Source organism: Serratia sp. JSRIV002 (assembly GCF_019968725.1).
GTDB lineage: Bacteria > Pseudomonadota > Gammaproteobacteria > Enterobacterales > Enterobacteriaceae > Chania > Chania fonticola_B.
Window position 1 is genome coordinate 4,692,008 of sequence record NZ_CP074143.1, and the last position, 24,487, is coordinate 4,716,494.

At 54.3% G+C, this 24,487-nt stretch carries 20 protein-coding genes; 6 read left to right on the forward strand and 14 right to left on the reverse strand.

The genetic code is table 11. The annotated features are described in order from the left end of the window. Positions 1-83: 83 nt before the first annotated feature. The 11 genes from lpxD to rpsB all read right to left on the reverse strand — a co-directional run bounded on the left by lpxD (position 84) and on the right by rpsB (position 12,205). On the reverse strand, positions 84-1,106 hold the full coding sequence (lpxD, locus tag KGP26_RS22090; protein WP_021806107.1) for a UDP-3-O-(3-hydroxymyristoyl)glucosamine N-acyltransferase: 1,023 nt from the start codon (positions 1,104-1,106) through the stop codon (positions 84-86). Positions 1,107-1,110: 4 nt separating this feature from the next. Continuing rightward, on the reverse strand, positions 1,111-1,608 hold the full coding sequence (gene skp / locus KGP26_RS22095; RefSeq protein WP_021179917.1) for a molecular chaperone Skp: 498 nt from the start codon (positions 1,606-1,608) through the stop codon (positions 1,111-1,113). Positions 1,609-1,771: 163 nt separating this feature from the next. Continuing rightward, on the reverse strand, positions 1,772-4,198 hold the full coding sequence (gene bamA, locus KGP26_RS22100) for an outer membrane protein assembly factor BamA (RefSeq protein WP_021179916.1): 2,427 nt from the start codon (positions 4,196-4,198) through the stop codon (positions 1,772-1,774). Positions 4,199-4,233: 35 nt separating this feature from the next. Next, a complete protein-coding gene (gene rseP / locus KGP26_RS22105) occupies positions 4,234-5,589 on the reverse strand; it encodes a sigma E protease regulator RseP (protein ID WP_021179915.1) in 1,356 nt (451 codons plus the stop codon). Positions 5,590-5,621: 32 nt separating this feature from the next. Continuing rightward, positions 5,622-6,470 carry a phosphatidate cytidylyltransferase gene (gene cdsA / locus KGP26_RS22110; protein ID WP_021179914.1) on the reverse strand — a complete coding sequence of 283 codons (849 nt, stop codon included), beginning with the start codon at positions 6,468-6,470 and terminating at the stop codon, positions 5,622-5,624. 9 nt (positions 6,471-6,479) lie between these two features. After that, positions 6,480-7,238 (reverse strand): (2E,6E)-farnesyl-diphosphate-specific ditrans,polycis-undecaprenyl-diphosphate synthase, encoded by a 759-nt coding sequence (gene ispU / locus KGP26_RS22115; RefSeq protein ID WP_021179913.1) that lies wholly within the window; start codon positions 7,236-7,238, stop codon positions 6,480-6,482. Between the two features lie 370 nt (positions 7,239-7,608). Beyond that, complete coding sequence (gene ispC / locus KGP26_RS22120; protein ID WP_223664622.1) at positions 7,609-8,805, reverse strand: 1-deoxy-D-xylulose-5-phosphate reductoisomerase; 1,197 nt, start codon at positions 8,803-8,805, stop codon at positions 7,609-7,611. A 158-nt stretch (positions 8,806-8,963) separates the two neighbouring features. Beyond that, positions 8,964-9,521 carry a ribosome recycling factor gene (frr, locus tag KGP26_RS22125; protein ID WP_021179911.1) on the reverse strand — a complete coding sequence of 186 codons (558 nt, stop codon included), beginning with the start codon at positions 9,519-9,521 and terminating at the stop codon, positions 8,964-8,966. A gap of 126 nt (positions 9,522-9,647) precedes the next feature. Then, positions 9,648-10,373 carry a UMP kinase gene (pyrH, locus tag KGP26_RS22130; RefSeq protein ID WP_021179910.1) on the reverse strand — a complete coding sequence of 242 codons (726 nt, stop codon included), beginning with the start codon at positions 10,371-10,373 and terminating at the stop codon, positions 9,648-9,650. Between the two features lie 134 nt (positions 10,374-10,507). Further along, positions 10,508-11,362: a translation elongation factor Ts gene (tsf, locus tag KGP26_RS22135; protein ID WP_021179909.1), complete on the reverse strand. Its 855-nt coding sequence runs from the start codon at positions 11,360-11,362 to the stop codon at positions 10,508-10,510. Positions 11,363-11,479: 117 nt separating this feature from the next. After that, entirely contained in the window at positions 11,480-12,205 is a 726-nt protein-coding gene (gene rpsB, locus KGP26_RS22140) for a 30S ribosomal protein S2 (RefSeq protein WP_021179908.1), read from the reverse strand. A 360-nt stretch (positions 12,206-12,565) separates the two neighbouring features. Between rpsB and map the strand changes: the two genes are divergently transcribed. The 4 genes from map (at position 12,566) to KGP26_RS22160 (ending at position 17,527) form a co-directional block, all read left to right on the forward strand. Then, a complete protein-coding gene (gene map / locus KGP26_RS22145; protein ID WP_021179907.1) occupies positions 12,566-13,360 on the forward strand; it encodes a type I methionyl aminopeptidase in 795 nt (264 codons plus the stop codon). 60 nt (positions 13,361-13,420) lie between these two features. Then, positions 13,421-16,084, forward strand: a complete 2,664-nt coding sequence (glnD, locus tag KGP26_RS22150; RefSeq protein WP_179253216.1) for a bifunctional uridylyltransferase/uridylyl-removing protein GlnD — start codon at positions 13,421-13,423, stop codon at positions 16,082-16,084. Between the two features lie 42 nt (positions 16,085-16,126). Then, entirely contained in the window at positions 16,127-16,951 is an 825-nt protein-coding gene (dapD, locus tag KGP26_RS22155; protein WP_021179905.1) for a 2,3,4,5-tetrahydropyridine-2,6-dicarboxylate N-succinyltransferase, read from the forward strand. A gap of 186 nt (positions 16,952-17,137) precedes the next feature. Beyond that, positions 17,138-17,527, forward strand: a complete 390-nt coding sequence (locus KGP26_RS22160) for a DUF3461 family protein (protein WP_021179904.1) — start codon at positions 17,138-17,140, stop codon at positions 17,525-17,527. Between the two features lie 251 nt (positions 17,528-17,778). Here the strand turns inward: KGP26_RS22160 and KGP26_RS22165 are convergent, their stop codons facing one another. Together KGP26_RS22165 and truC are read right to left on the reverse strand one after the other, a co-directional pair. Beyond that, complete coding sequence (locus KGP26_RS22165) at positions 17,779-18,228, reverse strand: flavodoxin (protein ID WP_021806110.1); 450 nt, start codon at positions 18,226-18,228, stop codon at positions 17,779-17,781. A gap of 33 nt (positions 18,229-18,261) precedes the next feature. Then, positions 18,262-19,020: a tRNA pseudouridine(65) synthase TruC gene (gene truC / locus KGP26_RS22170; RefSeq protein WP_115159684.1), complete on the reverse strand. Its 759-nt coding sequence runs from the start codon at positions 19,018-19,020 to the stop codon at positions 18,262-18,264. 264 nt (positions 19,021-19,284) lie between these two features. On the opposite strand from truC, the gene KGP26_RS22175 reads away from it, so the two are divergent. Both KGP26_RS22175 and KGP26_RS22180 read left to right on the forward strand, forming a co-directional pair. Beyond that, complete coding sequence (locus KGP26_RS22175; protein WP_094981696.1) at positions 19,285-20,319, forward strand: linear amide C-N hydrolase; 1,035 nt, start codon at positions 19,285-19,287, stop codon at positions 20,317-20,319. A 287-nt stretch (positions 20,320-20,606) separates the two neighbouring features. Further along, positions 20,607-21,926: an alpha/beta fold hydrolase gene (locus KGP26_RS22180; protein ID WP_094981695.1), complete on the forward strand. Its 1,320-nt coding sequence runs from the start codon at positions 20,607-20,609 to the stop codon at positions 21,924-21,926. Between the two features lie 173 nt (positions 21,927-22,099). Here KGP26_RS22180 and pbpC read toward each other — a convergent pair whose 3' ends face one another. Further along, on the reverse strand, positions 22,100-24,463 hold the full coding sequence (gene pbpC, locus KGP26_RS22185; RefSeq protein ID WP_223664623.1) for a penicillin-binding protein 1C: 2,364 nt from the start codon (positions 24,461-24,463) through the stop codon (positions 22,100-22,102). Positions 24,464-24,487: the final 24 nt, after the last annotated feature.

Here is a 24,487-nt window from a genome sequence, read left to right on the forward strand (position 1 = left end):
GGCCGCAAATTAACAACTCTTTGCGCTTTTGGCATCATTGCCAACGCGTTTCGTTTTATACCCAGCATCCCGGGCCGTGGTGATTAGTCTTTTCCGACTTTTCGTTCGACAGCTTTCAAGCGCTTGCTAATCTCATCGATATTCATCACCAACGCCGCGGTTTTACGCCAAACTTTGTTGGGTTGTAACGGAATGCCAGAGGAGTATACCCCAGGTTCGGTGATTGGTCGCATAACCATTCCCATCCCGGTGACAACTACCTGGTCAGCAATCTCCATGTGACCATTGATCACACTGGCGCCGCCAATTTGGCAATAGCGCCCGATTTTCAGGCTACCCGCCATGATCACACCGCCCGCGACGGCGGTATTCTCGCCAATCACCACGTTGTGTGCAATCTGACACTGGTTATCTATGATAACACCATTCCCAATCTGGGTGTTATCCAACGCGCCGCGATCGATGGTGGTACAGGCCCCAATCTCAACGCGATCGCCAATAATCACCGTGCCAAGCTGCGGGATCTTGATCCAGTTGCCACGCTCGTTGGCGTAGCCGAAACCGTCCGCACCAATCACCGTTCCCGATTGGATCAGGCAGTGCTGGCCGATTTCCACTTCATGATAAATCGTCACGTTGGCCCACAGACGCGTACCTGCGCCGATGCGTGCCTGCTTGCCGATAAAGCAACCCGGGCCGATGACCACGTTATCACCCAGTTCAACACCGGATTCGATAACCGCGTTCGCCCCAATAGCAACGTTCTGTCCCAGCTTGGCCTGCGGAGAGATCACCGCGCTTGGCGCGATATCTGCTGCGGGTGCTGGCGTGGTGTCCATCAACTGCGCCATACGCGCATAGGTCAGGTAAGGGTTTTTCACCACCAGCGCTGCGCTACGGCAGTGTGGTAGGTCTGCTTCGGTGAGTACCACGGCACTCGCCTGGCAGGAAGACAACTGCTCTTGGTAGCGGCTGTTTGACAAAAACGTGATTTGGCCAGGCTGTGCGGAATGCATAGAAGCAATGCCGGTGATGACGAGATCGCCATCACCGTGCAATTGTGCATCCAACTGCTGCGCTAAATCAGCCAGTCGAATTGAAGGCATGGCGTTATTTAACCTGTTTCAGCACGTCTGCAGTAATATCTTTAGAAGTTCCTGCGTAAGCCACTGCGTTGGCGTCGATCACGACGTCATAGCCTTCTTTGCTGGCAACAGCTTTCACAGCATCCTGAATACGGCTCAGGATCTTGTTACGCTCTTCCATCTGGCGACGACGATTGTCCTGCTCGAAAGCCTGCGCTTTCTGAGAGAACTGCTCACGCTGAGCCATCACGTCTTTTTCCATCTTGGTGCGATCGCTGGCTTTCATGGTAGAACCATCACGCTGCAGTTTCTGCATTTTGGTTTGCAGATCGCGTTCCATGTTCTGGAGTTCGCTTGCACGGCCTTTGAATTCGCTTTCCAATTGCTTGGCTACGGTTTCACGAGCTGGCAGCTGTTGGAAAATGCTAGAAACGTTAACAACAGCAATTTTGTCAGCTGCCTGAACGCCTGCAGAAGCAGCCATTGCTAAACCGAGGCCTGCGGCACATAACCACTTTTTCACTATAAACTCCTTACCATCACCCATTTGTGTCACATGACACTTTTGAAAGTACACAATCTGCCAGACTTATCACATTACACAATGAGATTTCTCTCGCTATGAGCGGGTTTAAGCCTGGCATTTGCGATTCTTGTACCGCTATGCCCACGGGTGAAACCGGTTATTACCAGGTTTTACCGATGTTAAACTGGAACTGCTCCGACCTGTCGCCGTCGTATTTCTTGATCGGATCCGCATAGGAGAAGACCAACGGCCCCAGTGGAGACATCCACTGCAGCGCAAGACCGGCAGACACGCGAATGTTGCTCGCTTTGCTGTAGTCTGGCACCCCGTACATCAGCGTCTGATCGGTGTTTTCCCAGTGGGTATCCCACACGGTACCGGCATCGATAAACAGTGAAGTACGTACCGAGTTGGCGTATTTCTCGCTAAGGAACGGCGTAGGCGTGATCAACTCCATACTTGCCACGGCCATGGCGTTCCCGCCCACCGCATCGTTCGAATTACAGATATCCTGACGATCCGTTGTGCTACCGACTTTAAACTGACACTGATACGAGTTGGAGTTGTAGTACACGGCTTTTGGACCAATGGTGTTGGACTGGAAGCCACGTACGGTACTTGAACCACCCGCATAGAAGTTTTCATAGAACGGCATTTCTTTACCGCCCAATCCATCGGCATAGCCCACACGGCCACGACCCAGCAACACCCAGGTCTTGTCATCGTTAAGCGGCATATACTGCGCGGTGTCCAACGTCATCTTGTAGTATGAGTTGTCGGAACCCGGCACGGTCACCTTGGTGTTGAACGTAGTGCGGTTACCCTGGGTAGGGAAATAGCCACGGTCCAGATTATTATAGGTCCAGCCCAGGTTCAGCGTGAAGTCATCGGCTGTAAAGCTGGCGCGATCCTTAAAGTCAGGATAATCGCCCATCGAGTTCAGATAGCGCCACATGGCAATCTGCGGCTGCATTTCTGACAGGGAGTTATGGACGTAACCCAGGCCAGCGCGCAGCGAGTTGTTCTCGTTGATTGGGAAGCCCAGCGTGCCGTCAACACCATAACTGCTGTTGGTATAGTCAGACAGATCGGCATTATTCGCTTTAAAGTCGTTATAGAAGATACGGCCGCCCAGACTCACACCGTCAACGGTGAAGTACGGGTTGGTCACCGACAGCTCGGTATAGGTCTGGTAGTCGTTCTTGGTACCGCTGATGCCAACAGAGTAGCCCGTGCCCAGCCAGTTATCCTGCTGTACACCCGCCTGGAAGCTGACGCCACTTTCGGTACCGTAACCCACACCAAAGTTCAGCGTCCCGGTGTTACGTTCTTTCACCTTATAGGTGATATCAACCTGATCGGGGGAACCCGGTACACGCTGGGTTTCAACGTCGACCGTCTCGAAGTAACCCAGACGGTTCAGACGCTCTTTACCCTGCTCGACCTGATCGTTACCCAGCCACGCCCCTTCCATCTGGCGCATTTCGCGGCGCAGAACGGAATCTTTACTGGTGTCGTTGCCTTCGAACTTGATGCGACGCACATAGAAACGGTTACCCGCGTCGATGTTGACGTTCAGCTTCACGGTCTTATCCGCATCGTTGATTTCAGGCTGAGTCTGTACGCGAGGATAGGCGTAACCATAACGGCCAAACATCTTCTTGATGTTATCTTCCATTTTGGTCACTTTGGTGCCGTTAAACAGCTCACCTGGCTCAATCTTGGTCAACTGGGCCACCTCTGCCGAATGACCGGCCAGGTTGCCATTGACCACCACGCCGGAAAGCTTGTACTGATCGCCTTCGGTGATGTTAACGGTGATATAGATGCCTTTTTTATCTGGCGTCAGGCTGACCTGCGTCGAATCGATATTGAAACGGGCATAGCCGCGATCCAGATAGAAGCTGCGCAGGCTTTCAAGGTCCCCCGCCAGCTTTTGCTTCTGGTATTTGCGATCGGCCACTACGTTCCACCACGGCACATCATCACGCAACTGGAAGTGCGCGATCAGCTCATCGTTGGTGAAGGCATGGTTGCCGACAATGTTGATTTGTTGAATCTTGGCGGAAACCCCTTCCGTGAACACCAGTTTCAGGTCAACACGGTTGCGCGGCAACGGCGTGACAACGGCTTTCACCGAGGCACTGTATTTACCGACGCTGTAGTAGAAGTCTTCCAACCCTTTTTCAATGCTGGATAAGGTAGTGCGGTCGAGTGCTTCACCAACCCGGACGCCAGAGGCCTCCAGGTTTTGCTTGAGCATGTCATCTTTCACCGATTTGTTACCGGAGAAAGTGATGCTGGCAATGGTAGGGCGTTCCTTAACCTGAACAATCAGCGTATCACCATCGCGCAGGACGCGAACGTCCTCGAAGTTGCCAGTGGCAAACAACGCACGGATGGTATTACCGATATCATCATCAGAGACGGTATCGCCTACGCGAACCGGCATGTTGAGTAACGCCGCACCGACGGCGACTCGTTGCAGGCCTTCGAAATGAATATCCTTCACTACGAACCCGTCTGCACCGTATACGGTGGCGCTGCCAAACAGCAGCGACGCTATGAGCAACTTTTTCATCGCCATCGTTGTTATGCGTTCTTCCTAACCTGTCCCCGCCCCTAAAGACGAGAAAAATCATTGAAAAGTGCAAGACCCATCAGCAGTACCAACAAGATCGAACCAATGCGGTAGCTGTAGTCCTGTACTCGCTCAGAAACTGGCCCCCCCTTCAGCTTTTCTATCGCCAGGAAGAGGAGATGCCCACCATCTAATACCGGTAATGGGAAGAGGTTGATGATCCCTAAGTTGACGCTAATCAACGCCAGGAACATCATATAATACACAAAACCCACCTCTGCTGATGCCCCTGCTCCCTGTGCAATGGAAATCGGGCCACTCAGGTTGTTCAGCTTTACATCACCGGTAATTAATTTACCTATCATGCTGACCGTAAGGTGCATCAGCTGCCAGGTTTTGTCCCCCGCCTGATACAGCGCAGAGAACGGCCCATATTGACGGATGGTCTTGTACTCATCCGGCAGAGGGATAACTTTAGGTATAATCCCGGCAAACCCCACCGCTTTGTCTTTTCCCACCGGCTTTGTATCTGGTATCAGCGTTAAAGACAAGGGGGCGCCGTTTCTTTCTATCTCTAAAACCAGCGGAAGCCCTGGAGCATTGTGGATACGTTTAACCAACGTAACCCAACGACCAAGTGGCTGACCATCGACTTTAACGATCCTGTCCCCCGCTTGTAAACCTGCCTTTTGCGCAGCCGACCCGGTCTGGACTTCCGCCAGCACGGATTCAATCTGCGGGCCACGCGGGATCATGCCTAGAGAACGCACGGGATCTTCTTTGTCCGGCTCAAAGCTCCAGTGGCGCAAATCCAGGGTCTTGCTCACCTTTTGTGAGGTACCAAACGGAGCAATTTCTACCTCGGTTTGCGCATCACCGATTTTGGTCACCAACGCCAGACGAACAGATTCCCAATCAGGCGTTTCGATACCGTCAACGGACTTAAGTTCCATTCCCGGAGAAATTTCGGCATGAGCGGCAATGGATTGCGGAGTAATTTCACCGATGACCGGGCGGTAACTCGGCACGCCGATGATAAAGACGACCCAATAGGCAAGAATGGCAAACAGGAAATTGGCAATGGGGCCCGCGCTGACAATCGCCGCGCGCTGCCAGACGGTTTTATTATTGAACGCCTCATGACGCAGCTCGGGAGCTACCGTTTCGACGCGCTCATCGAGCATTTTGACATAGCCGCCAAGGGGGATCATGGCGACGACATATTCGGTGCCCTGGCGATCGGTGCGGCGCCATAGCGCACGGCCAAAGCCGATAGAGAAGCGCTCCACGCGGACGCCACAGCGGCGGGCCACCCAAAAGTGCCCGAACTCATGCACGGTGATCAATATACCCAGAGCGATAATAAACGCGACCAAGTTCCAGAGTACGCTGACCATAGAATCCCTTTACTCCCCCCGCCGATGACGGATTAAAACACTAACAGCATCAAGCAGGCAAATACCGGTACCGCTGCGGTCAGGCTATCGATACGATCCAGAATGCCGCCGTGCCCCGGGATCAGATGACCACTGTCCTTGATACCGGCTTCACGTTTGAACATGCTTTCCGTCAGATCGCCCAATACCGAAGCCAGGGCCGCAATTACCGAACAGACCAATAGGGTCATAGGCACCACGTTCAGCGGCGCATAGCGGCCAAACAGCCACGAAATCACGGCAGACGTGACCAGCCCACCGACCAGCCCTTCCCAGGTTTTGCCTGGGGAGACCTTCGGTGCCAGCTTGTGTTTGCCAAACAGCTTGCCGAACATGTAGGCGCCGGAATCTGCGCCCCAGACCAGCAGCATAACGTACAGCAACCACCAGGCACCGGTAAAATGATTCTCTTCATAGCCGAACTGACGCAGTGCCAGCATGCCCCAGAAAAACGGCACGATGGTCAACAGGCCAAAGACCAGCCGCAAGGTGCGCGAATTACGCCACAGCGCCGCCGAGCCTGGATAGAACAGCACCAGCAGCAGAGCCACCAGCCACCATCCCAGCGACAACCATAGCGGGCCAGCGATCTGCAATTGGTGAACAGACTGATGGTAGGCAGGCACGCTGAGCATCATCAGCGCCAATAGGAAACCGCACAATATCGCCAGCCAGATACGTTGGGGGCGGGCAGCAAAGCCAGCCAACTGCCCCCATTCCCAGGCGGCTAACATGCACACAGCGAGTGTTACCAGGGCAAAGCCCATCGGCGGCAGTAAGAACAGCGCTGCGATAACAATCGGAATTAAAATCAGAGCCGTTATGATGCGAGACTTCAGCAAAAGTTCCCCCTAGGACGCATTGGCGTCGATAGGTGTTGTTCCTCCGAAGCGACGCTCGCGTTGTGCAAATGCATTCAGCGCACCTTCAAAGACAAGTTCATCAAAATCTGGCCAGAGTACATCAGTAAAGTAAAGCTCGGCGTACGCAATTTGCCACAACAAAAAGTTACTGATGCGATGTTCGCCGCCGGTACGGATCACCAGATCCACCGGAGACAAATCGCTCATGCAGACGCGCTCACCCAGTAACTCCTCGCTGATCTGGTCCACGCACAGCGTACCCTGCTGCACTTGCTCAGCCAGATCCTTCACTCCCTGAATAATATCCCAACGGCCACCGTAATTGGCGGCAACGTTAAGCGTCAGGCCATCGTTATTTTCTGTCAGTTGCTCCGAGCGGCGGATACGCTCTTGCAAACGTGCGCTGAACCGGCTGACATCGCCGATCACTCGCAACCTGACATTATGTTTATGCAGGCTTTTTACTTCGCTGTCCAGTGCGCGGACAAAAAGCTCCATCAGCGCGGAGACTTCCTGCGCCGGACGGTTCCAGTTTTCGCTGCTGAAGGCATAAAGCGTGAGTGCATCTAAATGGTGACTGGCGGCAAAACTGACCGCGCGGCGTACCGATTTCACCCCTGCTTTATGACCGAAGACACGTAACTTGCCCTGGCGTTTAGCCCAACGCCCATTGCCGTCCATAATGATCGCGACATGACGTGGCCCATGAGCAGAAAGATTAGCTTCTTGTTGGTTTGCGGACGACATAACTCGTACTTATTTCCTCGGTAGAAACACCACAGCCTTGCCGGAATATCGGACCTTACGCGCAAAAAAAGCCGTGTGCCTGACACAGCTTTTCAGTCTGCCTGCCTGGTGCCCCAAGGGGCTCCCGGCAAAGATTGGCGTAAGTTTTCCCCGTCTTCTGGCTTGGCACTGCCCTATTGGCCGCGTTTGTCAGGTAAAAAGAGCTGCCAATCCGGCCATTATTCAACGGTATAACCGGTGATTATGGCGCAGACTATAACACCTCCGTGAAGCCTGAACAAACGGCCACACGGCGGCCTGGCGAGTTTACCAGCAAATTCAGACAATGTAGCAGAGCCGAATTTGCCCTCGGTACACCCCGCCCAAGTGATTAAACCCGCAGGTTACGAACCAGACCTCGAGCCACCTCACGCGCCTGACGATCGATCTCCAACACCATCTCAATACTGGTTGGCTCCGCCAGCGCCATACATTCAACAACCTTTTGGTTCATGGCTGAAATATCAGTGAAACGAATTTGTTGCTGCAAAAATGCCGCTACGGCAATTTCATTGGCCGCGTTGAGCGCGGTGGTCGCCGCCTGGCCCGCATCGAAGGCTTCGATCGCCAAATACAGGCAAGGATAGCGCTCACGCTCCGGCTCGGAGAAGGTCAGCGCCCCGATACGGCAGAAATCGAGTGCAGCCACCCCGGAGTGGACCCTCTGCGGGTAAGCCATGGCATGGGCAATAGGCGTGCGCATATCCGGCGTACCCAGTTGGGCCAGCACGCTACCATCGGCATAGCGCACCATGGAGTGGATCACCGACTGCGGATGGAGGATCACTTCCATCTGCTCTGCCGAGGCGTTGAACAGCCAGCGAGCCTCGATATACTCCAGCCCCTTGTTCATCATGGTGGCGGAATCTACCGAGATTTTGCGCCCCATAGACCAGTTGGGATGCGCACAGGCCTGATCCGGCGTCATAGTGGCGAACTGTTCCATCGGCGTAGTACGGAACGGGCCACCGGAACCGGTCAGCACGATGCGCGAAACGCCGTGGGCTTCCAGCGAGCTATACCCCAGTTGGCGTTGGATGCTTTCTGGCAGACTCTGGAAGATGGCGTTGTGCTCGCTGTCCAGTGGCAGCAACTGTGCCTGGCTCTTTTGCACCGCGTCCATAAACAGGCGGCCACAGGTGACCAGAGACTCTTTGTTCGCCAGCAGCACCTGCTTACCGGCACGAATAGCGGCCAGGGTGGGCAACAGCCCAGCGGCCCCGACGATAGCGGCCGTCACCTGATCGACGTCGTCTAATGCGGCCAGCTCGCAGGCTGCCTTTTCACCGGCCAACACGTCGGTTTTCACACCGTTTTCTGCCAGCACGGCGCGTAACTCATTGGCGGCCTGCTCATCGGCCATTGCCGCATAACTCGGGCGGAACTCTATGCACTGCTGCGCCATGACCGCTACATTACGGCCAGCTACCAGTGCCTTGATCGCGAAAAGGTCGGGATTTTCCCTGACCACGGCCAGGGTGCTGGTGCCCACGGAACCGGTGGAACCCAGAATTGTCAGTTGCTTCATGAGATCGCTCTGAATCTACTGCGTGATGAGATCGGAGGTACACCACAGTGTAACTTGCATCACGGCTGGTTTACGCTCTGTGCGTACGATAAAACGAGATCTGCACCACAAAAAATAAAGCGCCGCCAAGGCGACGCTTTATTTCAAGGCGATGGAGATTAGAAATCCATCAGTTCTTTTTCTTTATCGGCCAATGCCGCATCAAGCAGTTTGATGTAGGCATCGGTCATTTTCTGGATATCGTCTTGTGAACGGCGATCTTCATCTTCGCTGATTTCTTTGTCTTTCAGCAGTGCCTTCACTTTATCGTTGGCATCGCGGCGCACGTTACGCACGGCCACACGGCCCTGCTCGGCTTCACCACGTACGACCTTGATCAGATCCTTACGGCGCTCTTCCGTCAACGGAGGAAGCGGAACGCGGATCACGGTGCCAGCCGAGCTTGGGTTCAGGCCCAGATCGGAAGACATAATGGCTTTTTCTACCGCCGACCCCAGAGAACGGTCAAACAGGTTGATCGCCAGCGTACGGGAATCTTCTACCGTGACGTTGGCCAGTTGGCGCAGCGGCGTTGCTGTACCGTAGTATTCCACCATGATGCCGTCCAGGATGCTTGGAGAAGCACGGCCAGTACGGATCTTGCTGATTTGGTTTTTAAATGCTTCGACGCTTTTTTCCATGCGTGAATCAGCATCTTTTCTGATTTCATTAATCACGTTGCGAACCCTTGGAAGCTGGTTACTTGGCAGGCTGTACTGAAAAGTATAGCCCGTGAATTTTACTTATCAGAAGCACACAACGCCTGGCGTTACCCGCTCCTGCGAAATTTGGCCAAACAGCCGTTATTTGGTGATCAGAGTACCTTCGTTCTCACCCATCACCACGCGACGCAGTGCGCCCGGCTTGTTCATGTTGAATACGCGGATCGGCAAGCCATGATCGCGGGCCAGCGTAAACGCCGCCAGATCCATCACTTTTAACTCACGCTCCAACACGTCCTGGTAGGTGATCTGTTCGTACAGCGTTGCGTCCGGGTTTTTCACCGGGTCAGCGGAGTATACACCATCCACTTTAGTCGCTTTCAATACCACATCGGCTTCAATTTCGATGCCGCGCAGGCAGGCCGCAGAATCCGTGGTAAAGAACGGGTTACCCGTACCGGCGGAGAAAATCACCACGCGGTTGTTACGCAGCAGGCTGATCGCCTCTGCCCAGCTGTAGTTGTCACATACGCCATTCAACGGAATGGCAGACATCAGGCGGGCGTTCACATAGGCACGGTGCAGTGCATCACGCATAGCCAGGCCGTTCATCACGGTAGCCAGCATTCCCATGTGGTCGCCCACTACGCGGTTCATGCCGGCTTGTGCCAGACCTGCACCACGGAAAAGATTGCCACCGCCAATAACTACACCGACCTGGATGCCCAGCTCGACCAGCTCTTTTACTTCCTGAGCCATGCGATCCAAAACGCTAGCGTCGATCCCAAAGCCTTCTGCACCTTGCAGGGCTTCACCACTCAGTTTGAGCAGGATACGCTGATAAACGGGTTTTGCATTGGTTGCCATGGTGTTCTGTCCTAAGAAGCAGTAGTAATAGTATTGGGGTTTTCAACCGATTAGCCTGGGCACGCGGGGCCCATCATCGGCGTTTCTCTGGCTGGATAAAATGGAGCCGCCTCGCGGCGGCTCCATTAACAGCATTAAGACTGTTTGCTCATTGCTGCAACTTCAGCAGCAAAGTCAGCTTCAACTTTCTCGATGCCTTCACCCACTTCAAAGCGGATGAAATTGGTTACGTCAGTGTTGTGCTCTTTCAGCACCTGAGCAACGCTCTTGCTTGGTTCGATCACGAAAGGCTGACCGGTCAGAGAGACTTCGCCGGTGAATTTCTTCATGCGGCCTTCAACCATCTTCTCTGCGATTTCTTTCGGCTTGCCAGACTGCATGGCGATGTCCAACTGAACTTGGTACTCTTTCTCTACCACTTCAGCAGACACATCTTCAGGCTTGACGAATTCAGGCTTGCTAGCGGCAACGTGCATTGCCAGCTGCTTAACCAGCTCTTCATCCGCGCCTTTGGTAGCGGCAACCAGAACACCGATGCGAGCACCGTGCAGGTAGCTACCCAACACGTCGCCTTCCAGGGCAGCAATGCGGCGAATGTTGATGTTCTCACCGATTTTTGCCACCAGCGCAACGCGCTCTTCTTCGAACTGCGCTTTCAGCACGTCAACGTCAGTGATTTTGCCAGCAAAAGCCGCATCCAACACTTTGTCAGCGAAAGCCTGGAAACCGCCGTCTTTAGCAACGAAGTCGGTCTGGCAGTTAACTTCCACGATCATGCCGAAGTTGCCTTCGATCTTGGTTTTGATCACGCCGTCAGCAGCTACGTTGCCTGCTTTTTTCGCCGCTTTGATCGCGCCAGATTTACGCATGTTTTCGATTGCCAGCTCGATGTCGCCGTTAGATTCGATCAGCGCTTTTTTGCAATCCATCATACCTGCGCTGGTACGCTCACGCAGTTCTTTTACCAGGGCAGCGGTAATATCAGCCATTTCTTTTTCCTCGGTTATCTCGCTCGGAGATAGTTCTCATTCAGATAAGCAAAGGGGGCCCTTAAAGGCCCCCCTAACCAACATATTCAATACCTGGTTAATAAGGGCTTGACCTTATTATTCAGCTTCTACGAAGCTTTCTTCCGCCTGAACGGCCAGATCTTGAGAACGACCTTCACGGATGGCGGCAGAAACGGCGGTCAGGTACAATTTGATTGCACGGATTGCGTCGTCGTTACCAGGGATGATGAAGTCAACGCCGTCTGGATCGGAGTTGGTATCAACGATAGAGAATACCGGGATACCCAGGTTGTTGGCTTCTTTGATCGCGATGTGTTCGTGATCGGCATCGATAACAAACAGAGCGTCTGGCAGACCACCCATGTCCTTGATACCACCCAGGGAGTTTTCCAGCTTGGCCAGTTCACGAGTGCGCATCAGCGCTTCTTTCTTGGTCAGCTTGTCGAAGGTGCCGTCTTGGGACTGGATTTCCAGATCTTTCAAACGTTTGATTGACTGACGAACGGTTTTCCAGTTAGTCAGCATGCCGCCCAACCAGCGATGGTTCACGAAGAACTGATCGCAGCCGTTAGCATATTCTTTTACCGCTTCGCTTGCTGCGCGCTTGGTACCAACGAACAGGATCTTACCTTTGCGGGAAGAGATCTTGGTCAGTTCAGCCAAAGCCAGGTTGGCCATTGGTACGGTTTTTTCCAGGTTGATGATGTGAACCTTGTTACGTGCGCCGAAGATGAAAGGCTTCATTTTCGGGTTCCAGTAACGGGTCTGGTGACCAAAGTGTACACCAGCCTGGAGCATGTCGCGCATGGAAACAGTTGCCATGATTAAAACCTCTATTAGAGTTGATTGGGGTTATGCCTCCACGTATCCCATAACGCCGACCCGGACAATGACGTGAGCCATCTCAAGGCACCCCGGCGGATGTGTCGATACGTGTGTGTTATTTACACAATGTGAGTGCAGTTAAAACTACTTCGGTCATTTCCTCACTGGCACTCAAGGCCGAATGCGGATCTGCCGGCGCGCTTTATACCATAAACCCGCCCCAGACACCAACTTTTGTTGCAGTTGGCCTGGCCCTTCACAAATGAAATTTGGCAGCCTCAAGCCGGGCTGATACCATAACTCAATGCCTTATCTTTCTACCTTGTCGACCATAACGACACCTGCGGACTAACTTTCATGGCAATTTCAATTAAAACACCTGATGATATTCAAAAGATGCGCGTTGCGGGCCGCCTGGCCGCAGAAGTGCTGGAAATCATCGAGCCCCACGTTAAACCCGGCGTCACCACCGGCGAGCTGGACAGGATCTGCCACGAGCATATCACCAATGAACAGCAGGCGATCTCGGCCTGCCTGGGCTACCACGGCTTCCCAAAATCGGTCTGTATCTCGGTGAACGAAGTGGTGTGCCACGGCATCCCAAGTGACGACAAGGTGCTGAAAGACGGGGATATCGTCAATATCGACGTGACCGTAATCAAAGACGGCTTCCACGGCGACACCTCCAAGATGTTCATCGTCGGTAAACCCACCATTCTGGGCGAGCGCCTGTGCCGCATCACCCAGGAAAGCCTGTATCTGGCCTTGAAGATGGTCAAACCGGGTATCCGCCTGCGCACTCTGGGTAAAGCCATCCAGCAGTTTGTTGAAGCAGAGAAGTTCTCCGTCGTGCGCGAATATTGCGGCCACGGCATCGGCGAAGGTTTCCACGAAGAGCCGCAGGTACTGCATTACGATGCCGATGACGGCGGCGTGGTGCTACAGGCCGGTATGGCCTTCACCATTGAGCCTATGGTCAACGCCGGTGATTACCGCATCCGCACCATGAAAGACGGCTGGACGGTGAAAACCAAAGATCGCAGCTTGTCGGCACAGTATGAGCATACTATTGTGGTGACTGATAACGGCTGCGAGATAATGACGTTGCGCAAGGATGACACCATCCCCAACATCATTACGCACGAGATGTAAGAACCGCAGGGTTCTTGTGACAAGCCGGCCTATGCCGGCTTTTTTTATGGGCGGCGAAACATGTCTGAAAATTATCGTGAGCTAGAAACCCCGGCCGTACCCAAGAAGCCGGATGCTCCCAGCACCTATGCCGATGAAGAGATTAATTGCCTGGCCCTCAAACAGCGGCTTGAGCAGTTTCAGCAGTGGCTGGCAGCGGCCTTCAATGCTGGTGCCAGTGCCGAAAGCCTGGTGGCGGCGCGCAGCAAGTTTATCGATCGGCTATTGCGGCGGCTGTGGCTGTTTTACGGCTTTGACACTATCCCCGAAACGGCGCTGCTGGCCGTTGGCGGCTATGGCCGTGGTGAACTGCACCCGCTGTCTGATATCGACGTGCTGGTACTCAGCCAGACTCGCCTGAACGATGAACAGGCCGCTCGCGTCGGTGAATTCATTACCCTGCTGTGGGATCTCAAACTGGAAGTCGGCCACAGCGTGCGCACGCTCGAAGAGTGCCTGCTGGAAGGCTTGGCGGACCTGACCGTTGCCACCAACCTGATCGAATCCCGCATGATCTGCGGCGACGTCGCCCTGTTCCTGCAATTGCAAAAGCACATTTTCAGCGACGGCTTCTGGCCTTCGCCCAAATTCTTTGACGCCAAGCTGATCGAACAGCAGCAACGCCACCAGCGCTATCACGGTACCAGCTACAACCTGGAGCCGGATATCAAGAGCAGCCCCGGTGGCCTGCGTGATATTCATACGCTGATGTGGGTGGCCCGCCGCCATTTCGGCGCCACCTCGCTCGATGAGATGGTCGGTTTTGGCTTCCTGACTCAGGCCGAGCGCAACGAATTGAACGAATGCCAAAGCTTCCTGTGGCGTATTCGTTTTGCCCTGCACCTGGCGCTGCCGCGTTATGACAACCGCCTGCTGTTCGATCGCCAGCTCAGCGTGGCCCAGCTGTTGCGCTACGAGGGGGAAGGCAATGAACCGGTAGAGCGCATGATGAAGGATTTCTATCGCATGACGCGCCGCGTCGGCGAGCTGAACCACATGCTGCTACAGCTGTTCGATGAAGCGATCCTGGCATTGGACGCCACGGAGAAACCCCGCCCGCTGAACGATGATTTTCAGCTGCGTGGCGATCTGATCGATTTGCGCGACGAAACGCTGTTTATCCGCCAGCCCGAAGCCATCATGCGCATGTTCTACCTGATGGTACGCAACCGCGAAATCAAAGGCATCTACTCCACCACCGTACGCCAGTTGCGCCATGCGCGCCGCCACCTGAAACAGCCACTGTGCAACATTCCCGAGGCCAGAGAGCTGTTTATGGCCATTCTGCGACACCCAGGCGCGGTCTCACGGGCGTTGGTGCCAATGCATCGCCACAGCGTGCTGTGGGCCTATATGCCGCAATGGGGCAGCATCGTCGGCCAGATGCAGTTTGACCTGTTCCATGCCTATACCGTCGATGAACATACCGTGCGTGTGCTGCAAAAGCTGGAAAGCTTCTCCGATGAGGAAACTCGCCCACGCCATCCGCTGTGCGTGGAGCTTTATCCTCGCCTGCCTCACCCAGAATTGCTGTTGCTAGCGGCGCTGTTCCACGATATCGCCAAAGGGCGCGGGGGCGATCACTCCATTTTAGGCGCCCAAGACGCCCTGGAGTTTGCTGCATTGCATGGCTTGAACTCACGCGAAGCACAGCTGGTTGCCTGGCTGGTACGCTGCCACCTGCTGATGTCGGTTACCGCGCAACGACGTGACATTCAGGACCCGACCGTGATCCAGCAGTTCAGTAGCGAAGTGCAAAGCGAAACCCGTCTACGCTACCTGGTTTGCCTGACGGTCGCCGATATCTGTGCCACCAACGAGACCTTGTGGAACAGTTGGAAACAGAGCCTGTTGCGCGAGCTGTATTTCGCCACCGAGAAGCAACTGCGCCGTGGTATGCAGAACAGCCCGGATCTGCGCGAGCGGGTGCGCCACCATCGTTTACAGGCGCTGGCATTGTTGCGTATGGATAATATCGATGAAGAAGCGCTGCACCATATCTGGAGCCGCTGCCGCGCCGACTATTTCCTGCGCCACTCACCGAATCAGCTCGCCTGGCACGCCCGCCACCTGCTGGCCCATGACTCAACCAAGCCACTGGTGCTGGTCAGCCACCAGGCCACGCGTGGCGGCACCGAGATCTTTATCTGGAGCCCGGATCGCCCTTACCTGTTCGCCGCCGTTGCCGGTGAGCTGGATCGGCGCAATCTCAGCGTGCATGACGCCCAGATCTTCACCAACCGCGACGGCATGGCCATGGACACCTTTATCGTGCTGGAGCCGGACGGCAGCCCGCTGGCCCAGGATCGTCATGCTGCGATCCGCCATGCGCTGGAGCAAGCTATCACCCAGCGAGATTATCTACCGCCGCGCGCTCGGCGTCCGTCGTCCAAACTACGCCATTTCAGCGTACCGACAGAGGTCAGCTTCCTGCCAACTCATACCGATCGCCGCAGCTATCTGGAGCTAATTGCCCTCGATCAGCCCGGCCTGCTGGCACGCGTGGGTGAGGTTTTCGCCGATCTGGGCCTGTCGCTGCACGGCGCACGTATCTCCACCATCGGCGAACGGGTCGAGGATTTGTTTATTTTGGCCGATGCCGATCGCCGGGCGCTGGATCCGCAAACACGCAGAAAATTAGAACAACGGTTGACAGAGGCACTCAATCCAACCGATAAAATGTGATAAAAGTAACCTTTCGTAAATAAAATCAGGACAGAGAACAGCATGCAGCAATTACAGAACGTTATTGAAAGCGCCTTCGAACGCCGTGCGGATATTACCCCGGCCAACGTAGACACCGTAACGCGTGAAGCGGTAAACCAGGTGATCGCCCTGCTGGACAGCGGCGCCCTGCGCGTTGCCGAGAAGATCGAGGGGCAATGGGTTACCCATCAGTGGCTGAAAAAAGCCGTCCTGCTGTCTTTCCGTATCAACGACAACAAGGTAATGGACGGTGCAGAAACCCGCTATTACGACAAAGTGCCGATGAAATTCGCTGACTACGATGAAGCTCGCTTCCAGAAGGAAGGCTTCCGCGTAGTGCCACCGGCTACCGTGCGTCAGGGGGCATTTATCGCTCGTAACACCGTGCTGATGCCTTCTTACGTCAACATCGGTGCCTACGTCGACGAAGGCACCATGGTAGATACCTGGGCCACCGTAGGCTCTTGTGCGCAGATCGGCAAAAACGTTCACCTGTCCGGCGGCGTCGGCATCGGTGGCGTGCTGGAGCCGTTGCAGGCCAACCCAACCATCATCGAAGACAACTGCTTTATCGGTGCGCGTTCAGAAGTGGTTGAAGGCGTGATCGTGGAAGAAGGTTCCGTGATCTCAATGGGCGTTTATCTGGGCCAAAGCACCCGTATCTACGATCGTGAAACCGGTGAAGTGCACTATGGCCGCGTACCTGCTGGCTCCGTGGTCGTATCCGGCAACCTGCCTTCCAAAGATGGTTCCTACAGCCTGTATTGCGCTGTGATCGTCAAGAAAGTGGACGCCAAGACCCGTGGCAAAGTCGGGATCAATGAGTTATTGCGCACTATCGACTAAGCTTGAACGGCGGGTGCAGCACCCGCCATTTTTTTGCCTTCAATACGCGGGCCGTCACAGTCTGTGACGGGCGTTTTCGCCATACTCTCTGGCAGTGGAATATTCCTGATGTGTTTCGATTTGCAGCTCACTACACTGCATATTGGCTAATCAGGCAAATATAGTTGATTAAAAGGTGGCGCTATTATGTATGACAACCTGAAAAGTTTAGGTATCAATCAACCGGAAGATATCGATCGCTATAGCCTGCGTCAGGAGGCCAATAACGACATCCTCAAGATTTACTTCCGCAAAGATAAGGGCGAGTTCTTTGCCAAGAGCGTGAAGTTCAAGTATCCACGCCAGCGCAAAACCGTGGTGGCAGACAATGCCGGCCAGGGTTACAAAGAGATCCATGAGATCAACCCCAACCTGCGCTACGTGATCGATGAACTGGATCAACTCTGCCAGCGCGATCAGGTGGAAGTGGATCTGAAACGCAAGATCCTTGATGACCTGCAGCACCTGCAAAACGTGGTCACCAACAAGATTGCCGAGATCGAATCCGATCTGGAAAAGCTGACGCGCGGTAAATAACAGCAAACTTCGGCGATAATTTGTTCGCCTGTGTGCCAGCGGGTTCACATTTTGCCGGTTTTCCGTGTGATAGGGTAAATCGGTAATCGATAGGGTAGTTACTGCTCCGGCAGGCAAAACCTAATTCTTTAACGCTTGCTGGCTGCGGCCTTGAGTGCGTAAGGGATTAGGTTTTTTTTTGCTTTAGCTTTACCACAGGGGATAGCAGGAATAAAGTCGTGCCTGGCCGCTCGCCACCAGGCATCGAGAGACTATTTCAACAAGGCGCCCCACTGCTCTACCCACGGGCAGGAAACCACTTCCGGTTCAGGTTGCTCGATCGCATCGATCTCCAGCACTTCACCTACGCGCGTCGCTCCCTGCTCCTGCAGCAAAGCATCAAAGGTACGCCCGGCACCGCAGAAATTGTCATAGCTACTATCACCCAGTGCAATCAAGCCATAACGCAGCTCCGGCTGATAGCCCACCTGGTCGCGAATAGCCTGGAACAGGGGTGCAATACTGTCAGGCAAGTCCCCTTGCCCGGTGGTGGAAGTCACGACCAGCGCATAATGCTGGCGGTAAAACTGCCACTCTGCCAGCGTCCCTTCCTCAAACACTTTGACCTCATGGCCCTGTTGTTGCAGGATATTTTCTGCCTCTTCCGCCACTAACAAAGAGTTACCGTAGACCGTTCCAACGAAAATGCCGACCTGAGCCATCGTTGCTGCTCCCTTATGACCGTTGAAAAATGATTAGCTATCCTGACCGTTAGCCTGCGGAAACTCAAGTTCTGGCAGCACGTTATGCCAGCCAAATTGTGACATGACACCTTGCCAATCCGCTTCCCAGGGCGCGGAAATATGCAGCGGTTGGCCGCTCACCGGATGAGTAAGTTGAAGATGGCTGGCGTGCAGCATCAGGCGTGAACAACCAAAATGTTCGGCCATCCCGCGGTTTTGCCGCAGATCGCCGTGAGCGGTATCACCAATAATCGGATGGCGCAGGTGCACCATATGACGACGCAGCTGATGCTTACGCCCGGTCTCTGGTTTCAGCTCAACCAGGCTATAGCGCGAGGTGTCATAGCGGCCAATCGCCACCGGCATCTCCACCGTTGCCAAGGGCTGATAATGACTTACCGCCGGTTTTGGAGCTTTATCCGGGTTGGCATGTTTATCCGCCAACTTATCCAACTCTTCCGTCAGCGCATAATCAACGGTGCCGCCCTCTAAAACATAGCCCCGCACCACCGCGTGATAGGTTTTCTGTACCTGATGCAGTTCAAACTGTTGCGATAATAACCGAGCCACATCGCTGGACAACGCCATCAGCAATATGCCGGAAGTAGGACGATCCAGGCGGTGTACGGTAAATACGTGCTGGCCAATCTGATCGCGCACGGTTTGCATGACAAACCTCGTCTCGTGACGATCCAGCCAGCTACGATGCACCAGCCAACCTGAGGGTTTGTTAACGGCGATCAGATGTTCGTCCTGGTACAACACCTTCATAGAGTGATTTTTTCCATAGATTAATCATGCATTTTATCTCCTTGCCCCTGCAAGCTGCAGCCTGCTGGCCGGTTTGCAGGGGCAAGGAGATAGGTAATTGATTGATTCTATCGTCAAACATAAATAATAACGAAACGAAAATCCCGTTTGGCGCTCTCGTTTTTGCCCCACGGGTCAGTAGTGCCTACACTGTACAAAAAGTAGCAAGGAGAGATAACGGTGAGTTGGAATATAACGCTTTTGATAACCCCCCTTTTATTGTCCATGTGCGGCATTCTGTTTTCACCACAGTTGGCAATGGCCTGTACTCGCGCGGTCTACCACGGCGAAGGTAATCTGGTGATCACCGGCCGCACTATGGACTGGAAAGAACAGCTGCACTCTGACCTGTGGATTTTCCCGCAAGGAATGGAGCGCAGTGGTAATGCAGGCAGCAACTCGATCAAATGGACATCTAAATACGGCAGCGTCGTGACTTCCGCCTATGGTGTTGCAACCACCGATGGTATGAATGAAAAAGGTCTGGTGGCCAATATGCTGTGGTTGGTGGAATCTCAATACCCGGCATTCGATGGCCAGCAGCCAACCTTATCATTGGCAGCATGGGCACAGTATGCGTTGGATAACTTCGCCACGGTGCAAGAAGCGGTTAACTCACTGGAAAAGGCCCCTTTTATCGTTGTGACCGGCGGTGTGCCTGGCCAGGAACGTTTGGCCTCCCTTCATTTGTCGTTGTCCGATGCCAGTGGGGACAGTGCCATTTTCGAATACATTAACGGCAAATTAGTGATTCACCATAGCCGCGACTATCAGGTCCTGACCAATTCCCCTACCTTCGATCAGCAGTTGGCCATCACCAAATACTGGCAAGGGATTGGGGGTAACGTCATGCTGCCTGGCACAAACCGTGCTGCCGACCGTTTTGTACGCGCACAGTTTTATATCAACGCTATCCCGAAATATCATCAGGCCAGGCTGGCAGCCTCTAGCGTGCTGAGCGTTATGCGCAATGTTTCTGTGCCCTTTGGCATCACGACCCCTGAAGAACCCAATATTTCTTCCACTCGTTGGCGCACCCTGGCCGATCAAAAGAACAAGCTGTACTACTTTGAATCGGCACTGGGCAGCAGTACTTTTTGGGTAGACCTGAAACGGGTCAACTTTGCTGCCGGCGCTCCGGTTAAAAAGCTGACGCTGGGTAAAGATGAGATGGCAGATTTTACCGGTGAAGTTTCCGCTGAGTTTAAAACCAGCCCTCCCTTTGAGTTCCTTGCTGCCGACGTCATAGATAACGGCTGAGCCCGCTCGATGTTGACTGGTGGCTCCCACTGCCACCAGCACTCCCTTTATATTCATCAGTCAAGAATACTTATTCAGTCACACTCTTGCACATTTTGACTAAAATTTAATCACTCATGCATTTGCTAAGTTCATTCCTCCTGTTACGCTGATGTTCACTCTTCAAACTCCGGACTATTGTTGCTTATCGATAAAATAGAGTAGATCTGAACGCTCCGCGTAAACACCGATATGGCATTAAAATAACCGGCAGAAAAAAGAGAACACCATAATAGGGAGAGAAAAACATGAGCGTTGAACGAGAATATTTGTTGCCAGCGATCTGGGTGCGTGAACACCTGGTCCAGGTCCCGCTGAATTGGTTCAATAACAAGGATACCCGCACCATTGAGATCTTTGCCCGTGAGTTGGTTGACCCGTTACGCCGTGATGAACAACTCCCTTGTCTGCTGTTTTTACAAGGTGGTCCCGGAGGGAAAAGCCCACGCCCTACGGCACGCAGCAGTTGGATCGCCGAAGCCCTCAAAAGCTATCGGGTGATCCTGCTCGATCAGCGTGGCACCGGGCGCAGCAGCCGCATTGAAGGTAAGAGTCTGGCCGGGCTAACCGCCCACCAGGCGGCAGATTACCTGGCCTGCTTCCGCGCCGACTCGATAGTGAGCGATGCCGAATATCTGCGTAAAAACTGCTTTGGCGATCGCCCGTGGAGCACGCTGGGGCAAAGCTATGGCGGCTTTATCACGCTGACCTATCTTTCTCAGGCGCCGGAAGGTCTCCACTGCTGCTTTATGACCGGCGGCCTGGCAAGCCTGCAGCCCGATGCCGATGAAGTCTACGCTCATACCTATCCACAGGTGATCGCCAAAAATCGCATCTTCTATCAGCGTTACCCACATCTGGAGCCGCTTATCGGTCAGATTGCCGACAAACTAGAGCAGGAAGAGGTGTTGTTGCCCGATGGCGACCGGCTGACCATACGCCGCCTGCAAAGCCTGGGGATCGATCTTGGCATGAGTGAAGGTTACGAGCGGCTACTTTGGCTGTTTGACGAAGCCTTCAACCCGGACGGTGAATTCAGCGACACCTTTTTGTCACAGGTAATGGCGTTGACCAGCTACGCGGAGAATCCGCTGTTTGCCGCGCTGCATGAAAGTATCTACGCACAGGATAAGGCCACCAATTGGGCCGCCCAGCGGCAACGGGGCAACTTCGATGCTTTCGCCGAAGATCGGCGCCCGCTTTACCTGACCGGGGAAATGATCTATCCCTGGATGTTCACCGAGATCGCCGCTCTGCGCCCCTTCAATGAACCCGTTAAGTTGCTGGCCGATCGCCGCGTGTGGTCACCGCTGTATAACAGCGATCGCCTGCTCGACAATCGGGTACCGGTATTCGCCGCCATTTATTTCAGCGATATGTATGTCGATTTGCAGCTCTCGCTGGCGACGGCGCAACAGGTGGGTAATTTGACGCCGTGGATCACCAACGAGTATGAGCATAACGGCTTACGCGTTGGTAATGTTTTTGGTCATTTGCAGACGATGGCGCAGAAAGCGGGCATTTACGCCCCCTCATCCCAACCCTCTTTCGCAAGGATAGCGAGCTGATGGCCCTGCTCTTTTGGCAGTAAAGAGAAAATCTCAAGCAAACTCTAAAGCTGTTTTGGAAGTAGAAGCAAACTCAATAACCTTCTTTATCCAAGGTAAGTCACTACCATTTCAAACACGCTCACCCTAACCCTCTCCCTGTGGGAGAGGGTTAGGGTGAGGGGAGAGGCATCTTAGTTCACCAGCTCAATGGTGATCAGGCGGCTATCGGCCCGGCCATGATCGTCCACCGCCCGGATGCGATACTGGCCATTGTTGACCGGCCGCCAATCGATGGCGGTTTTACTGCCGCTGCTGCCAAGATAAATATCATCGACAAACCAATACACCATTTTACTGTCCGCATCCGTCACCGCATTGAAGGAGATTTTGTCACGCCCCTGCTGCGATTGCCGCAAGGTATAGGTGGTATTTTTCAGCGGCGAGGTAATGCGCGGCGGGTTGCCCCCCATCGCCACCGCATTATCCTTGCAATGGTTTACCGGCGGAGCTCGCTTGGGTAATCCAGCCTGCGCAAACACGTTAGCCAGATCGGAAGGCCAGAACTCAAACACTTCGGTGCGGGTTTGTGTTTCATCATACGGCGGGCAGGCCACCTCACCGCTGTGAATATCCAACACCACCGGGCGATAGACGGTATCGACCTTGATCGGCGACTTGCCGGGGATAAACCAGGTTTTGCCTTTCTGCTGGCACCACTGCGTCGGCAGGTTGCCGCTGGCCAAGCAAATATCCACCCGCTTCAACTGTTTCGGGAAGGGGTGTTTCGGCTCCTGCAAGGCCGGATAGCTGGCGTTAATGCTGTCGATAATATTGAAAAATAGCGGGGCTGCCGCATCGGCCCCCACAAACACGTTGTTGCCTCTGCTGTCGAAATTCCCTTCCCATACCACCAGCACGTAAGGCCCGAAGATCCCGACGCTCCAGGCATCGCGGAAGCCCCAGGAGGTCCCTGTTTTCCAATAGACCGGCAGGGATGACGAGCGTTGTGCCAAAGTGTCACCAGGCCGGCGGTGCTGGCGCAGCATATCCAGCGTAGTAAAGCTGGCTTCTTCGCTGAGCAAACGGATTGGTGGCGGATAGGCATCACTCTTTTGCATCCGTAATGGGCGCAATGCGCCCCGGTTAGCCAACAGCGCATACAGCTTCGCCAGTTCCTGAGCAGTGATTTCACCGCCCCCCAACACCAGCGACAATCCATAATGGTTTTCACTGGCCAGGTTGGCGATGCCGGACAGGCTTAAAAACTGGTAAAACGTCGGTTGCCGTAGTTGTGAAGCTACGTACACCGCAGGAATATTACGGCTGAAATTCAACGCATCCGTCGCCGTTACCGGCCCCAGGAAACGTCGGTCAAAGTTTTCTGGCGCATAGGCGCCAAAGGATGAAGGCACGTCCTTCAGGATGGTCATCGGATGCAGTACGCCCTGCTCCATCCCCAAAGCATAAATAAAGGGCTTGAGGGTCGAACCAGGGGAGCGCTTGGCATTGGTCCCGTTCACCTGCCCCTGGATCTCGCGGTTGTAATAATCGGCAGAGCCTACCAGCGCCCTTATCCCCATATCACGGCTATCCACCAACAGCACCGAGGCATTATGGATCCCCCGGCTCTGGTTACGGACGATAAACGCGTTCACCTGCCTTTCGATCAGCCGCTGGAGCCCGGCATCCAACGTGGTATCCACACGGGTATCCAACTGCACTAACTGCTGGGTCTGTTGACGCAACTGTTCGATAAAGTGTGGAGCAATGTACGGCATCCGTTCTGGTTGGCGCAGTGCCAAAGGGAGTTGAAACAAGGCACGCTGACTACTGTCGGTGCTATACACGCCCTGCCAGCGTTGAAACAGGCGGTTACGGGCCTGCGTCAGGGCTTGCCCCAACACGCCGGTTTTAGGATCGATACGATAGCTGGGTGACTGTGGTAACACCGAGAGCGTCAGCGCCTCCGGCAAGGTCAGATCCTGCGGTGCCTTGGCAAAATAGATCAGGCTGGCCGCACCGATGCTTTCAATATTGCGGCCATAGGGGGCGTAATTGAGATAGGCTTCCAGAATATCGTGCTTGGAGTAGCTGAGTTCCAACTGCACGGCCCGCAGAACCTGCATCAGTTTACCGCCGGGTGTACGGGTATTCAGATGCCAATGCATGCGCGCCAGCTGCATGGTGATGGTCGAACCGCCCTGCATTTTGCCGCCGGCTACGTAGCTGCGCCAAAAGCCACGCAGCAGACTGACGGGGTTAAATCCGGGGTTGTAATAGAACCAGCGATCTTCATGCAGCAAAATACCCTGCACCGCCAACGGCGAGATCTTTTCCAACGGCGTCCACAGGCGATAACGGTCGTCATTGGCCAACGTGAGGCGCATCAGCGTCCCGTGGCGATCGTAGTAAACCGTAGAGAAGGGCACGCCCTGCGAAAGAGGAGGATGCGGCCACAGCCGGGCACCTACCAGGCCCAGCGCCAGCAGAAATACCGCCATCAGGATATTTTGCAGCCAGCGTTTTGCCACAGCAGATACAGGAAGGATTTTCATGGAGTCTCGATACCCACGAACCCC

Bases quoted from the DNA above. Each gene is read 5' to 3' on its own strand.
- lpxD (WP_021806107.1), bottom strand. From the start codon at position 1,106: ATGCCTTCAATTCGACTGGCTGATTTAGCGCAGCAGTTGGATGCACAA.
- bamA (WP_021179916.1), bottom strand. From the start codon at position 4,198: ATGGCGATGAAAAAGTTGCTCATAGCGTCGCTGCTGTTTGGCAGCGCC.
- rseP (WP_021179915.1), bottom strand. From the start codon at position 5,589: ATGGTCAGCGTACTCTGGAACTTGGTCGCGTTTATTATCGCTCTGGGT.
- ispU (WP_021179913.1), bottom strand. From the start codon at position 7,238: ATGTCGTCCGCAAACCAACAAGAAGCTAATCTTTCTGCTCATGGGCCA.
- ispC (WP_223664622.1), bottom strand. From the start codon at position 8,805: ATGAAGCAACTGACAATTCTGGGTTCCACCGGTTCCGTGGGCACCAGC.
- pyrH (WP_021179910.1), bottom strand. From the start codon at position 10,373: ATGGCAACCAATGCAAAACCCGTTTATCAGCGTATCCTGCTCAAACTG.
- tsf (WP_021179909.1), bottom strand. From the start codon at position 11,362: ATGGCTGATATTACCGCTGCCCTGGTAAAAGAACTGCGTGAGCGTACC.
- rpsB (WP_021179908.1), bottom strand. From the start codon at position 12,205: ATGGCAACTGTTTCCATGCGCGACATGCTCCAGGCTGGTGTACACTTT.
- map (WP_021179907.1), top strand. From the start codon at position 12,566: ATGGCAATTTCAATTAAAACACCTGATGATATTCAAAAGATGCGCGTT.
- glnD (WP_179253216.1), top strand. From the start codon at position 13,421: ATGTCTGAAAATTATCGTGAGCTAGAAACCCCGGCCGTACCCAAGAAG.
- dapD (WP_021179905.1), top strand. From the start codon at position 16,127: ATGCAGCAATTACAGAACGTTATTGAAAGCGCCTTCGAACGCCGTGCG.
- KGP26_RS22160 (WP_021179904.1), top strand. From the start codon at position 17,138: ATGTATGACAACCTGAAAAGTTTAGGTATCAATCAACCGGAAGATATC.
- KGP26_RS22165 (WP_021806110.1), bottom strand. From the start codon at position 18,228: ATGGCTCAGGTCGGCATTTTCGTTGGAACGGTCTACGGTAACTCTTTG.
- truC (WP_115159684.1), bottom strand. From the start codon at position 19,020: ATGAAGGTGTTGTACCAGGACGAACATCTGATCGCCGTTAACAAACCC.
- KGP26_RS22175 (WP_094981696.1), top strand. From the start codon at position 19,285: ATGTGCGGCATTCTGTTTTCACCACAGTTGGCAATGGCCTGTACTCGC.
- KGP26_RS22180 (WP_094981695.1), top strand. From the start codon at position 20,607: ATGAGCGTTGAACGAGAATATTTGTTGCCAGCGATCTGGGTGCGTGAA.
- pbpC (WP_223664623.1), bottom strand. From the start codon at position 24,463: ATGAAAATCCTTCCTGTATCTGCTGTGGCAAAACGCTGGCTGCAAAAT.